The organism is Pseudomonas sp. ESBL9, from assembly GCF_036668715.1.
Taxonomy (GTDB): Bacteria; Pseudomonadota; Gammaproteobacteria; order Pseudomonadales; family Pseudomonadaceae; genus Aquipseudomonas; species Aquipseudomonas lundensis.
Map to the genome: position 1 here is coordinate 44118 of NZ_JAZEVV010000006.1, position 13733 is coordinate 57850.

At 56.6% G+C, this 13733-nt stretch carries 9 protein-coding genes; 1 reads left to right on the forward strand and 8 read right to left on the reverse strand.

The features are described 5' to 3' along the window. Nucleotides 1-170: 170 nt before the first annotated feature. The 5 genes from V6F78_RS17230 to V6F78_RS17250 all read right to left on the reverse strand — a co-directional run bounded on the left by V6F78_RS17230 (nt 171) and on the right by V6F78_RS17250 (nt 5183). Nucleotides 171-872 carry an ABC transporter ATP-binding protein gene (locus V6F78_RS17230; protein WP_047274091.1) on the reverse strand — a complete coding sequence of 234 codons (702 nt, stop codon included), beginning with the start codon at nt 870-872 and terminating at the stop codon, nt 171-173. Continuing rightward, complete coding sequence (gene livG, locus V6F78_RS17235; protein WP_169963264.1) at nt 873-1640, reverse strand: high-affinity branched-chain amino acid ABC transporter ATP-binding protein LivG; 768 nt, start codon at nt 1638-1640, stop codon at nt 873-875. Further along, a complete protein-coding gene (locus tag V6F78_RS17240; RefSeq protein ID WP_047274095.1) occupies nt 1637-2893 on the reverse strand; it encodes a high-affinity branched-chain amino acid ABC transporter permease LivM in 1257 nt (418 codons plus the stop codon). The genes livG and V6F78_RS17240 overlap by 4 nt, the downstream gene beginning before the upstream one ends. After that, complete coding sequence (gene livH, locus V6F78_RS17245) at nt 2890-3813, reverse strand: high-affinity branched-chain amino acid ABC transporter permease LivH (protein ID WP_047274097.1); 924 nt, start codon at nt 3811-3813, stop codon at nt 2890-2892. The genes V6F78_RS17240 and livH overlap by 4 nt, the downstream gene beginning before the upstream one ends. 248 nt (nt 3814-4061) lie before the next feature. Continuing rightward, entirely contained in the window at nt 4062-5183 is a 1122-nt protein-coding gene (locus V6F78_RS17250) for a branched-chain amino acid ABC transporter substrate-binding protein (RefSeq protein WP_047292527.1), read from the reverse strand. Between the two features lie 365 nt (nt 5184-5548). On the opposite strand from V6F78_RS17250, the gene V6F78_RS17255 reads away from it, so the two are divergent. After that, nucleotides 5549-5854, forward strand: a complete 306-nt coding sequence (locus tag V6F78_RS17255; protein ID WP_047292627.1) for a DUF2288 domain-containing protein — start codon at nt 5549-5551, stop codon at nt 5852-5854. A 147-nt stretch (nt 5855-6001) separates the two neighbouring features. Here V6F78_RS17255 and V6F78_RS17260 read toward each other — a convergent pair whose 3' ends face one another. From V6F78_RS17260 to rapA, 3 genes are all read right to left on the reverse strand, one after another. Further along, nucleotides 6002-8185 (reverse strand): hypothetical protein, encoded by a 2184-nt coding sequence (locus tag V6F78_RS17260; protein ID WP_047292530.1) that lies wholly within the window; start codon nt 8183-8185, stop codon nt 6002-6004. Between the two features lie 213 nt (nt 8186-8398). Then, nucleotides 8399-10603 carry a putative bifunctional diguanylate cyclase/phosphodiesterase gene (locus V6F78_RS17265; RefSeq protein ID WP_332727960.1) on the reverse strand — a complete coding sequence of 735 codons (2205 nt, stop codon included), beginning with the start codon at nt 10601-10603 and terminating at the stop codon, nt 8399-8401. Between the two features lie 260 nt (nt 10604-10863). Further along, nucleotides 10864-13710: an RNA polymerase-associated protein RapA gene (gene rapA, locus V6F78_RS17270; protein ID WP_048374666.1), complete on the reverse strand. Its 2847-nt coding sequence runs from the start codon at nt 13708-13710 to the stop codon at nt 10864-10866. Between the last annotated feature and the right edge of the window lie 23 nt (nt 13711-13733).

A 13733-nucleotide genomic window follows, 5' to 3' on the forward strand; every position in this document is an offset into this window, starting at 1 on the left:
ACTAGAGAAGCGACCTCGGGTTTTGTTACAGATGAGTCGAAAAAAAATAAATGGCGTGGCTGGGGCGGGTGGAGTCGATGCTGAAACGCCGCGCTGCGCCTGTGCAACCGTGTTAAACCGCTGCGCAAAAAAAACGGCCCCGAAGGGCCGCTCTCGTGTCACAGGCAGGCTTAACCGCCGAGGTAGGCGTCGCGCACTTTTGGATCGCAGAGCAACTGCTCGCCCGTGCCTTGCATGACCACCCGGCCGTTCTCCAGCACATAGGCGCGGTCGGCAATTTTCAAGGCCTGGTTGGCGTTTTGTTCCACCAGAAACACCGTCACACCTTCTTTGCGCAGTTGTTCGATGATGTCGAAAATCTGCTGAATGATGATCGGTGCCAGCCCCAGTGACGGCTCATCCAGCAACAACAGCTTGGGTTTGCTCATCAGCGCCCGGCCAATGGCAAGCATTTGCTGTTCGCCACCGGACATGGTGCCGCCACGTTGGGTGAAACGCTCTTTGAGCCGCGGGAAAAGGTGCAGCACCTTGTCCATTTGCTCCTGGTACTCGTGCTTGTCGGTAAAAAAACCGCCCATGGCGAGGTTTTCTTCGACGGTCAGCCGAGCAAAGACACGACGTCCTTCAGGGACCACGGCGATGCTCTTGCGCATGATCTGCGCCGAACTCAACCCCACCAGTTCTTCGCCCAAGTAACGAATACTGCCGCTGTGAGCCTGTGGCGAACCGCACAGGGTCATCATCAACGTGGATTTCCCCGCACCGTTGGCGCCGATCAGGGTCACGATTTCTCCCTGACGGACCTCGACGTTGACGCTGTGCAATGCCTGAATCTTGCCGTAGAAGGTTGAAACGTTTTCGAATTGCAGCATTTACGCTTCCCCCAAATAGGCTTTGATCACGTCAGGGTTGTCGCGGATCTGTTCCGGTGTGCCGTCGGCCAACGGCGTACCCTGATTGATGACCACGATGTGGTCAGAGATGCTCATCACCAGTTTCATGTCGTGCTCAATCAGCAACACCGTGGCGTTGTGCTCTTCACGCAGTACGCCGATGAGCGCCTTGAGGTCGTCGGTTTCCTTGGGGTTCAAGCCGGCGGCGGGTTCGTCGAGCATGAGGATGCGCGGGCGCGTCATCATGCAGCGGGCGATTTCCAGACGCCGTTGCTGGCCATAAGCCAAAGTGCCCGCCGGGCGGTTGGCGAACTCGGTCAGGTTGACCTTGTCCAGCCAGTACGCAGCGTACTCCATGGCCTCATGTTCGCTTTTACGAAAGGCTGGCGTTTTGAACAAGCCCGCCAGGAAATTGGTGTTGAGGTGGCGATGCTGAGCGATCAGCAAGTTCTCGACAGCCGTCATGTCCTTGAACAGGCGCACGTTCTGGAAGGTGCGCACCACGCCTTTGCGGGCAATTTCGTGACCGGGCAGGCCTTCAATCGCCTGGCCATCGAGCAAAATGCTTCCGGCCGAAGGCTTGTAGAACCCGGTCAGGCAGTTAAAGACGGTGGTTTTACCCGCCCCGTTGGGGCCGATCATGGAAACCACCTGTTTTTCCTTCACGGTCAGGCCCACGCCGTTGACCGCCAACAAGCCGCCAAAGCGCATGCTCAGGCCGCTGACTTTCAGTATCTCGCGGCTCATTTTCGCAGCTCCAGGTGAGGACGTTGCATCGGTAGCAGACCTTGCGGACGCCAGATCATCATCAGCACCATCAGGGCGCCGAACAGCAACATCCGGTATTCACTGAAGTCTCGCATCATTTCCGGGAGCAGAATCATCACCACGGCAGCCAGAATCACGCCCAACTGCGAACCCATACCGCCGAGCACAACGATGGCCAGAATGATCGCCGACTCCAGAAAGGTGAACGATTCGGGGGTCACCAGCCCTTGGCGGGCCGCAAAAAAGCTACCGGCAAACCCGGCGAATGTTGCGCCCAGGGTGAAGGCCGAAAGTTTGATGACGGTAGGGTTCAAGCCCAGTGCCCGGCAGGCGATTTCGTCCTCACGCAGGGCTTCCCAGGCCCGGCCGATCGGCATGCGCAGCAAACGGTTGATCACGAACAGCACCAGCAGCACCAGCAGTAACGCGATCAGGTACAGGAAAATCACCTTGTTGATCGAGTTATAGGGGATGCCGAAGTATTCGTGGAATGTCTGCATCCCCTCGGCAGCGGTGCGGTCGAAACTCAATCCGAACAGCGTGGGCTTAGGGATGTTGCTGATGCCGTTGGGGCCGCCGGTGATGTCGGTCAGGTTACGCAGGAACAGGCGAATGATCTCGCCAAAGCCCAGGGTCACAATGGCCAGATAGTCACCCCGCAAACGCAAGACCGGGAACCCCAGCAAAAAGCCGAAGGTGGCAGCCATCAGGCCCGCCAGTGGCAGGCACACCCAGAAGCTGAAGCCAAAAAAGTGCGACAGCAACGCGTAGGTGTAAGCGCCGACGGCATAAAAGCCGACATAACCCAAGTCCAGCAAGCCCGCGAGCCCCACCACGATGTTCAGGCCAAGGCCCAGCATCACGTAGATCAGGATCAGGGTCGCAATGTCCACCGCGCCACGCGAGCCATAGAACGGCCACACCAGTGCCACTACCACCAGACCGAGGATGATCCAGCGCTGAGTGCTGGGCAATGTCAGAAAGTTAGTGGCTTTGGCAGGGACTTTCGGCAGGTTGGGCGACGCTTTCCAGGCAGCGCTCAATTGCTGGTTGAACAACACGCGCACAAACATCAGCAACGAACAGAGGGCGATCACGCTGAGCGTGAAGGTGCTGGTGTTGTGAACTTCGATGTTGATGCCGACGATGGTCAGTTTCAGACCCAGTACCGGGTAGGCCACAGCCCAGACCAACAGGGCGCTGAAGAACGCCGATTTAAGATTCCTAGTCATACTTTTTCGATCTCCGGACGCCCCAGAATGCCGGTCGGACGGAACAACAACACCAATACCAGCAGGCCAAACGCCACAACGTCTTTGTATTGGTCGCCGAAAATATCAGCGCCAAAAGCTTCAGCTACCCCCAGTACCAGCCCGCCCAGCATGGCGCCAGGAATGCTGCCGATACCCCCCAGCACGGCGGCGGTAAAGGCTTTTAGCCCCACCAGAAAACCGGCGTTGGGGTTGATCACACCGTATTGCACGCTGATCAGAACCGCCGCGACGGCGGCCAGAGCAGCACCAATCACAAAGGTCAGCGCAATCACGTTGTTGGTATTGATGCCCAACAGGTTGGCCATCTTCATGTCTTCGGCACAGGCGCGGCAGGCGCGGCCCAAGCGTGAACGGGAGATGAACAGCGTCAGGCCCAGCATGGCAAGGAAGGTGACGATGAAGACCACAATCTGCATGTAGGAAATAACCACTTCGCTCGCGCCACCCGGCCCGAAGGTGAAGCCTCCCGGAATCAGGTTCGGGATGGATTTGTCTTTTGAGTCCTGTGACAAGAGCACCATGTTTTGCAGGAAGATCGACATACCAATGGCAGAGATCAAAGGGATCAGGCGATTGCTGCCGCGCAACGGACGGTAGGCAACCCGTTCGATGCTGTAGCCGTAGGCACTGGTCACCACAATGCTGGCGAGGAACGCTGCCGTCATCAGCAACGGCACGCTGTCCAGCCCCATCATGGTCAGTCCGGCAATGGCGATAAACGCGATGTAGGAACCAATCATGTACACCTCGCCGTGGGCGAAGTTGATCATTCCAATAATGCCGTACACCATCGTGTAGCCGATGGCGATGAGGGCATAGGTGCTGCCAACGTTGAGGCCGTTAACCAGCATTTGGAAAAAGTGATAGATGTCAGGCATTACCAAGCTCCTAAAAACCTGAGACGCATTTCACTGGTGGAGTCATTTTCCGGACTTGGCGGTGTGGATTTGCATCCACTTGGCGCACAAGCCTTCTCCCAGCGAACCGCTGGTGACGGTTTTAAAGATTTTCAGGTGGACAGGCTTTCGGATCACGAAAACGCAGCCCCAATTCAGTCCAACGAACGTCCGTAAAACGAAGCCCACCGCTGTGCAGTGGGCTTCGTTGTCAGATCAACACGCGGCCCTTATTGAGGGCTGACTTCGGTTTTAGGTTTGCCGAAATGCCATTCGTAGACGACGAATTTGAAGTTCTTCACGTCGCCTTTCTCGTCGAAGGTCAACTCGCCGGTAGGGGTTTTGAAAGAACCTTTGTGGATGGCTTCTGCCACTTTGGCCGGGTCTTCGCTCTTGGCTTGCGCGATACCTTGCGCAATTACTTCTACAGCCGCGTAGGCCGGAAATACGAACGGGCCGCTGGGGTCTTGTTTCATGGCAGCGAAAGCTTCAACCAATGGCTGGTTTGCCGGGTCCTTGTCGAATGCTTGCGGCAGGGTTACCAGCAGCCCTTCGGAAGCGCTCTGAGCGATTTGCGAGATAGATTCATTGCCCACGCCTTCAGGACCCATGAACTTGGCGTTCAGGCCTTTTTCTTTAGCCTGACGCAGGATCAACCCCAGTTCCGGGTGGTAACCACCGTAGTAAACGAAATCGACATTGGCTTGCTTGAGCTTGGCAATAACCGAGGAGTAGTCTTTTTCGCCAGCGTTGACGCCTTCAAAGACAGCGACCTTGACGCCTTTGTCTTCCAGGGTCTTTTTAACGGCGGTGGCGATGCCTTCACCGTATTGCTGTTTGTCGTGCAATACCGCGACGACTTTCGGCTTAACGTGATCCGCGATGTAGTTACCGGCAGCAGGGCCTTGGGCGCTGTCCAGACCGATGGTGCGGAAGATCATTTTGTAACCGCGAGCGGTGATTTCCGGGCCGGTGGCGGCCGGGGTAATCATGATGATGCCTTCGTCTTCGTAAATGTCCGAAGCTGGCTGAGTGGAGCTGGAGCACAGGTGACCGACTACAAATTTAATGCCGTCATTGACGACTTTGTTGGCAACGGCAACCGCTTGTTTCGGGTCGCAGGCGTCATCGTAATCAACCGCTTCAAGCTTTTTGCCATCAACACCGCCCTTGGCGTTGATTTGTTCGATGGCCATCTTGGCGCCCGAGAACTGCATGTCGCCATACTGGGTCAGAGGGCCGGTCTTGGCGCCGGCAATACCGATCTTGATGGTGTCTGCGGCAAACGAATGGCTGGCAACGCCGGCCAACACCATAGCGGCAAACAGTTTAGTCATGTGCTTAATAGCCATCTTTATTGTTGCTCCACTCTTCTGTTGTAATTTTTATAGTCCTGGAAGCCAAGGCAGCCGGACCGGGTCTGTTTCTGAGCGAAAATCCCGGCCAATCCCCCCCCTGCAACTGTACCGGTACAGTGTAGAGCGGCCCTTCAGCGATTGAATAGCGGGCTGAAGAGGGAAAAACCGAGAAATGTCGCCTAAACGAAAGAAAGAGACAGAATGGCGGCGAAATGGCAGGGGCTTTATTAACAGGATGTTGCTGTCGTGCCCCCGCATGCCTCGTCCCCGTCGCTTTCTTCGTGCTCCCACCTGAATCCGGGTTTTTCTACCAGGTCAGCAGCGCTATCATTGCGCCGATTTTTTACCTGGTGGACCCCATGATCGAAGAACCTAGCACCCTCTATGCCAAGCTGCTCGGCGAGACCTCAACAATCGAATGGAAAGCGCTGGAAAAGTTTTTCGCCAAAGGTGAATTGCTGTGGGTCAGCGACGATGTGGACTTGATCGAAGCGGCGCAGGCTGTGAGCCAGGATGAGGCAGGGAAAGTGGCGCAGTGGATGGCCGAGGGAGGCCTCGACAAAGTGTCTGATACGCAGGCGTTAGACTTTGCCGAGCGTGATCCGGTGCTGTGGGCAGTGGTGGTTTCGCCCTGGATCTTGATCCAGGAAAGGGCAGCAAATTAATGCTGCGCACCAAAATCGGGCGATGCTGAGGCGCAAAACACTCACGCTCAAGTGTGTAGGCCAGTAACCGGTTGCCCGATAGTGGCCAGTTGCCGTAGAGAAACGCCACAGTGAGTGCTGTGGCGTTTTTTTATCTGCTGTGCGGCCTCAGTACGCGGTTTTACCGGTGTGACTGTTGAGCGAGATGATCCGGGTTTTGCCGATACGGTGGCGATAGATCTCGCGCAGGTATTTGATGGCTTTTTTCACGCAGTCGCGTGACAGGCGGATGTCGTTGATAGAGACAAATTTGTCTTTATCGTTGATTAGCTCGCGGTACTTCTTTTCGTACATCGGTTTGATGGCGTACCAGTTGGTGTCGAGGATTTTCGCCGGGTTTTCAAACGCGTTGAGCAGTTCATCGATCCGGCTTTCATCGAAGTGCTCACCCGTGATGAACTCCAGCACCGAATCGTCGAGCGTGTCGTCAAACCGGTAAGGGTTACGGGCAAAGCAGCGTTTGATAAAGGCCACGATCAAGGTCAGAAAATCATCCGACAAACATGGGCTTTTCGCGATCAGGGTCGTCAGCGACAAGTTGGCCGAGGCGCCAATCACCAGCGCATAGCGCTTGAGGGTGGTGTTGGGGAACAGGCTGTTGAGGTGGGTCTTGAGGCGGTTCAAGTCCATGTACGACAGTTTGTAGTCCTTGGGCAGCGACACGATGGACACCACCGATGAGCAGTTCTTGAAGAAGTGCAGGTCATGCAGAGCGGCGGCGTCATACCCCGAGTGCTTGTATTGTTCCAGCGCTGCACGGTAGCGCTGAGACTCGATGGGCAGCAGGCTGATGCCTTCGATGGCCTGGGTGTCCTTGTTGAAATGCGGCAAATCGATGGAACGGAAGAACAAGTCATCGATGTCCAGTCGCGGCGGCTCTTTTTCGAACACTTTAAATTTGTCTGTGCCCGGTACGGGCTGTTCAGGCACCACCGATTCTGCATAAGCAATGGCCACAGGCCCGGCCAGACTCATGAACAAGTCGTTGGCGTCGAGGCGGATGGTTTCGCCAATGTCGATCCCGGCGCGTCGGAAGTAATTCTGATCGTAGTCTGTGGTGACTGCCTGGGCCGTCAGAATGTTGAAGATCTGTTGCGAGATATATTGGTTGGCGTGCTTTTCCATCGCGTTGACGTCGATGTTCTGAATCGTGCCGTCATCGCTTTGTTCGGCATAGCGCATGATGTCGTTGGATATCAGCATCATCGCGTTCCAGGGGCGAATGCGCCCCATGACACTGGCTTCGCTGCAGTCTTCATTATCGAAGTTGTATGAGAAGTCCCACTCTTCGGACAGGTACTTACACAGCAAACGACCAGCGTTGATGTGCAGCGCCTCGGACATTTCGCTGCGGTGATCCGAGATGTTCGGCAACACGCAAATGCCGCTGGTGAAAATGGGCTCGAAGACAAAGGCGTGGCCGCTTTTACTGTCGTGTTCATCCGCGGGCTTGGTGTCGAACGTTTTGTTCATGTACGAGAACTGTTGAGCCAGGCCGAACTCCGAGGCCATGCCCGAGCCCGTACCGCCCCCAGCGCTGAAGATCGAGAAATACAGACGCGACTGGTTGGCCTTGATGCCGCAGGAGTCGATCAGGTAGGAGTGGATCAGCTTCCAGTCGGGGCTGGAGAAGCGCTGCGCATCTTTATTGAGAATAATCTTGGCCAGGTACTGACCCAAAATAGGCGCATTACCCGCACCACCTGCGTGAACTTCCGACAAGTCCATGATCTTCATTTTGCTGTAGTCGCGGATGAAGTTACTTTTTTCGCTCTTGCGCGAAAACCGGATGCGCCCGGCGATGTCCTTGTCCAGATCCCCCAGCAGCACCAGCGGCTCGACCAGAAATACGGGTTTGGTCGGCTTGCTGTGTACCAGGCGCAGGTTATTGCGAATCCACTGTCCGGGGCTGTAGCGCTTGTCTTCGTGGCGCGGATCGACCGTACTGAATTCGTTGAGGTAGAAGGTGCGGGCGTTGTACACCAGTTCGGCGACATCCAGCGCAATGTTGGAACCGCAACGGCCCAGCCCGATCAGGCACACCGAAGGAAATTGCTGTTCGGCGCGGTGCTCGTTGTCGCCCTCGATCAGTTCTGGCTGTGGGAACACGATGTCACGCAAGCCGTCGAGGTTATCGAGAATCCGGTCGGTGTTGGTCTCGGTGAAGTACAGGTACTGCTGAGTCGCCAGTGGCTGCTGGCTTGAATAACTGTTCGATGAACGTTGGGGCTCGTTTATTGTTTTTAGAGACACGTCAGAGACCAAGGGTGTCGCATTATTGTTCGACGTCATTGTTTGCCATCTGTCTGGGCTGGACGACTGCTGAGGGACATTCAACAGGCCAATACGAGGGTGGTAATCGCGTATTTACGGGGCGATCAGGCGTTCGCGGCGCTTAATCCCTATTTTGTATAAGGCTTTTAAACGGCGCGGATAGAAAAGAATCGGCCTGAACCGTGGGTTCTTTAATGACTGTTTTCGGTCCGTTGCGAGGATGCTGGCAATTTACTGGCTTGAGAGCTGTAAGGGACTGAAATCAAAGCTCGCCAAGGGGCTTGTGTTGAGCGCCTGCAGCAAGCTGTGCAGCGCCTCAAAAGGCACGGGGTGGCTGAGCAGGTGGCCCTGAATAAAGTCGCAGTTGTACTGATTGAGGAACGCGAATTGCTGATGGGTTTCTACGCCTTCGGTGACCACTTGCAGGTGCAGGGTGTGAGCCATGACGATGATGGCCTGAACGATCTCCATGTCCTGGCTGGAATTGGGGATGTCTTGAATGAAGGATCGATCAATCTTCAACGTGTTCAGTGGCAGGCGTTTCAAATAGGCAAGGGAAGAGTAGCCGGTGCCAAAGTCGTCGATTGACAGGGAAACGCCCAGCGAGCGGATTTGGCGCAACAGGTGAGATGTATTGCTGATATTGCCCATCAAGGCGTTTTCAGTGACTTCCAGTTCTAGACGATTGGCACTCAGGCCGCTTGAGCGCAGAGCGCTTTCGACTTCGTCGCCCAGCGCTTCGCGCACCAGATTCAACGCCGAGCAGTTCACGGCAACGCTGATGTCCGTCCAGCCCAGCGCCGTCAGCGCGGCCATGTCATGGCAAGCCTTGCGCAACACCCAGTTATCGAGTTCTGCGATCAGGTCATTGGCTTCTGCAACATGAATAAAACGGTCCGGGCCCAGCAGCCCGTGCTCCGGATGTTGCCAGCGGACTAAGGCTTCAAGTTTGGCAACCTGCCCGGTTTTCAGGTCGAAGATCGGTTGATAGTGCAGGAACAGCCCGTGATCGCCGCGCATGGCCGTGCGCAGTTCCTCCTCAATCTGCAATTCAAGCGAGGCGCGGGCTTTCAGGTTTGAACTGAAAAAGTGCAGGCTGTTGCGCCCGGCGTCTTTGGATTGATACAGCGCCAGGTCGGCATGCTTGAGGAGTTCGTCAATCGTGGTGCCATCATCGGGGAACACGCTGATCCCGATGCTGGTGGTCATGACCATGTGGCGGCCCGCCAGCTCAATCGGCTCTTTCATTTTGAGCATGATTCGCTGGGCCATGTTTCGGGCTTCTTCGCGGCTGTTCAGGCTGAACAGGATGCAAAACTCATCGCCGCCAAAACGCGCCACGACGTCTTCATGATGACGGGTTGCGCTTTTGATTTGCGCGGCAATCACCTTGAGAAGCTCATCACCGGCATCATGACCCAAGCTGTCGTTAATGCGTTTGAAGTGGTCCATATCCAGAAACATGACCGCCAGCATGCTGTTATTGCTGGCGCGTTCAATCAACTTTTCGGCAAACAATTGATTGAAGCCACGACGGTTGATCAAGTTGGTCAGCGGATCGTAATGCGCAACTTGTTGCAATGAGGCGCGCGCCTGATCCAGTTGGCTAAGCAGCGCGTTGACGCGCCTGAGGTCATGTTCTTTGAGTTGCAGTTTTTTATCGACCAACGCTGCGCTGATAGTGCTGCCGATTAATAGAAGGGTGATCAGCGCTACCGTCAATGCCAGTTGCCAGTGATTGTTTTCGATGGGTGCGTTTAACGTGCCATCTGACGGGGCATAAGTGTGCAATGCCCACATCCCCACGAAATGGACACTGAGAATGGCCAGACCGGCGACCAAGCTGATGAAGTACTTGAAAAACTGATGCACCAGACCGCTGGCGCTACGCAGCGCACGGGCCAGCAGCAATGATGCATAACAGGCTGAAACGGCGATCAGCAACGACAGCACGAACAGCATGGGGTCGTAGTGCTGCAAATGGCTGGAGTGCATGGCGGACATGCCCACGTAATGCATGGCGCAAATGCCTGAACCGAACATCAGCGCGGCAACTAGAAGGCGGGCGCGTGTTACGTGGAGTTTTACTAAAACCTGCATGGCGATGACGGCTGACAGCAGTGCGATAAACAGCGACCCGATGGTAATGCTCAAGTCGTAATGCACGTTGAGCGGGGATTGGAAAGCCAGCATGCAGATGAAATGCATGGCCCAGATGCCGCCCGCCAACGAACTTGCACCCACCCAGCGCCAGACAGTTTTGGCAGCCGGTTTCTCTGCGTTGCACGCCCGTTCATACATATGCAACGTCGCCAGGCACGCGGCGCAGACAACCAAAAAGGCAAGAAACACCAGGTACGGGTTATGGCTGCTGGCTATAAGCAGTTTTCCGTTGGCGGTGTTGTCTTCAATAAACTGCAGGCCCAGCCATTCCATTGCATGCCTCAACACTGAGTGCAGGGTGCTAGTCGTCAGGCGCTAGCTTGTCTGAAGTGTAGAAGGGGGAATGTAGGAAGGCGGAATGATGGCAAGATGATGCTTACCATTTTGCTATTAGCAGCAGGTTTTTATAGCCAAACTTGCTGGCAATCAGCGATTAGACGCCGGTCGGGTAAGAGCGCTGAGTCTCTTACCCGATCCTTAAGTGACTGACGTGCAGACCGTTGCAGTCTGGCGCAGTGACGAGCGTTTTAGGGTTAGCCTGCGACCAGAACGCGAATGGCCTCAAGACGCAGCGCTGCTTTTTCAAGCATGGCCAGGCCCTGTTCACGCTGTTTACGCAATGCCACGAGTTCGCTGTCACGCACGCTCGGGTTGACGGCCTGCAACGCGGTCAGGCGTGCCAGTTCTTCTTCGGTATCAGCGGCCAGACGACGCTGGGCCTCAGCGACACGTTCAGCATGACGCGGCGCAATTTTGGCTTCACCGGCGTTGATCTTTGGCGTGAGCTGGTCGCGCTGAGCCTGCACGAACTTGTTGGCGCTGGCACGTGGCACGCTTTCAAGTTGTTCATTCAGGGTTTCGAACGACACGCGCGAAGACAGGTCGTTGCCGTTGGCGTCCAGCAGGCAGCGCAGGGCAGCAGGGGGCAGGTAGCGGCCCAATTGCAGGGCGCGCGGGGCAACCACTTCGCTGACGTAAATCAGCTCAAGCAATACCGTGCCCGGCTTGAGTGCCTTGTTTTTGATCAGTGCCACGGCGGTGTTGCCCATCGAGCCGGACAACACCAGGTCCATGCCACCTTGCACCATCGGGTGTTCCCAGGTGATGAACTGCATGTCTTCGCGCGACAGTGCCTGATTGCGATCGTAGGTGATGGTCACGCCTTCGTCGTCACCCAGCGGGAAGCTCGCATCCAGCATTTTTTCGCTAGGCTTGAGGATCAGGGCGTTTTCGGAGTGATCCTCGCTGTCGATGCCGAACGCGTTGAACAGGGTTTCCATGTAGATCGGCAAGGCGAATTGATCGTCTTGCTCAAGGATCGCCTCCACCAGCGCTTCGCCTTCACCTGCGCCGCCTGAGTTCAACTCCAGCAAGCGGTCGCGGCCGGTGTGCAGTTCTTCTTCAAGACGTTCGCGTTCGGTACGGGCTTCGTCGATCAGGGCTTGCCACTGGTCATCGTCGGCGGCTTCGAGCAACGGCAGCAGGCGCGGGCCGAACTGGTGCTGCAACGCGTTGCCGGTCGGGCACGTGTTGAGGAACGCGTTAAGCGCTTCGTTGTACCACTGGAACAGACGCTGTTGCGGGCTGGTTTCAAGGTACGGCACGTGCAGTTCGATCACGTGCTTTTGGCCGATACGGTCGAGACGGCCAATACGCTGTTCCAGCAAATCGGGGTGCGACGGCAGATCGAACAACACCAGGTGATGGGCAAACTGGAAGTTACGGCCTTCACTGCCGATTTCCGAACAGATCAGCACTTGCGCGCCGAATTCTTCGTCAGCGAAGTACGCCGCGGCACGGTCGCGCTCCAGGATGTTCATGCCCTCGTGGAACACCGTGGCCGGGATGCCGGAACGTACGCGCAGGGCGTCTTCCAGGTCCATTGCGGTTTCGGCGTGGGCGCAGATCACCAGCACTTTGGTGCGCTTGAGCATTTTCAGGGTGTCGATCAGCCACTCGACGCGAGGGTCGAAATTCCACCAGCGTTGTTCTTCGCTGATGTCCGGCTGCGACTGGAAGCTGACTTCGGGGTACAGCTCGGGGTGATCGCCCAGCGGCAATTCCAGGTATTCGTCCGGGCAGGGCAGGGGGTAGGCGTGCAGCTTGCGCTCCGGGAAGCCCTGAACAGCGGCGCGGGTGTTGCGAAACAGCACGCGGCCCGTGCCGTGACGGTCCAGCAGTTCACGCACCAGACGTGCGCTGGCCTCGGCATCACCGGCGTTGACTTCAGCCAGCAAGGCATCGCCTTCAGCGCCGAGGAAGCCGTGAATGGTGGCATGTGCTTGCGGCGACAGGCTGCCTTTGTCCAGCAGCTCCTGCACCGCCTGAGCCACGGGGCGGTAGTTTTCACTTTCGGCCCGGAAGGCCGCCAGGTCGTGGAAGCGGTTGGGGTCGAGCAGGCGCAAACGGGCAAAGTGGCTGTCCTGACCCAACTGCTCCGGGGTCGCGGTCAGCAACAGGACGCCAGGGATGGTTTCGGCCAACTGTTCAACCAGCGCGTACTCGGGGCTGACGTTGTCTTCGTGCCAGACCAGGTGGTGGGCTTCGTCGACCACCAACAGGTCCCAACCGGCGGCGAACAGTGCGTCTTGCGCCTTTTCATCGTCCACCAGCCATTCCAGCGCTACCAGCGCCAGTTGGGTGTCTTCAAACGGGTTGCTGGCATCGCTTTCGATAAAGCGTTCTTCATCAAACAGCGCGACTTCAAGGTTGAAGCGACGACGCATCTCAACCAGCCACTGGTGCTGCAGGTTCTCGGGAACCACGATCAGCACGCGGCTTGCACGACCGCTCAGCAACTGGCGATGAATCACCAGGCCGGCTTCGATGGTTTTGCCCAGGCCCACTTCGTCAGCCAGCAGGACACGTGGCGCAATGCGATCCGCGACTTCACGGGCAATGTGCAATTGGTGGGCGATTGGTTGCGCCCGTACGCCACCCAGGCCCCACAGCGGCGATTGCAGCTGGCGGCTGGTGTGCTCAAGGGTGTGATAACGCAGCGAAAACCAGGACAGCGGGTCAATTTGCCCGGCGAACAGACGGTCGCTGGCCAGACGGAATTGAATGAAGTTGGACAGTTGGGTTTCGGGCAGGGTAACGACTTCGTTTTGCTCGTTAAGGCCGTGGTACACCATCAGACCGTCGACATCTTCGACTTCGCGCACAGTCATCTTCCAGCCTTCGAAGTGGATGATGGAATCACCCGGCGAGAAACGTACGCGCGTAAGCGGTGCGTTGCGCAGCGAATATTGACGGGTTTCGCCAGTGGCCGGATAGAGCACGGTCAACAAGCGACCGTCCTGTGCCAGAACGGTGCCTAAACCTAGCTCAGCTTCGCTGTCACTAATCCAGCGTTGCCCCGGTTGATACTGCTGCGCCATGCTGCCTGACTCCCGCTTTGAAA

Coding starts and splice junctions, on each gene's coding strand:
- V6F78_RS17240 (WP_047274095.1), bottom strand. CDS start 2,893: ATGACTAGGAATCTTAAATCGGCGTTCTTCAGCGCCCTGTTGGTCTGG.
- V6F78_RS17265 (WP_332727960.1), bottom strand. CDS start 10,603: ATGGAATGGCTGGGCCTGCAGTTTATTGAAGACAACACCGCCAACGGA.
- V6F78_RS17250 (WP_047292527.1), bottom strand. CDS start 5,183: ATGGCTATTAAGCACATGACTAAACTGTTTGCCGCTATGGTGTTGGCC.
- livH (WP_047274097.1), bottom strand. CDS start 3,813: ATGCCTGACATCTATCACTTTTTCCAAATGCTGGTTAACGGCCTCAAC.
- livG (WP_169963264.1), bottom strand. CDS start 1,640: ATGAGCCGCGAGATACTGAAAGTCAGCGGCCTGAGCATGCGCTTTGGC.
- V6F78_RS17255 (WP_047292627.1), top strand. CDS start 5,549: ATGATCGAAGAACCTAGCACCCTCTATGCCAAGCTGCTCGGCGAGACC.
- V6F78_RS17230 (WP_047274091.1), bottom strand. CDS start 872: ATGCTGCAATTCGAAAACGTTTCAACCTTCTACGGCAAGATTCAGGCA.
- V6F78_RS17260 (WP_047292530.1), bottom strand. CDS start 8,185: ATGACGTCGAACAATAATGCGACACCCTTGGTCTCTGACGTGTCTCTA.
- rapA (WP_048374666.1), bottom strand. CDS start 13,710: ATGGCGCAGCAGTATCAACCGGGGCAACGCTGGATTAGTGACAGCGAA.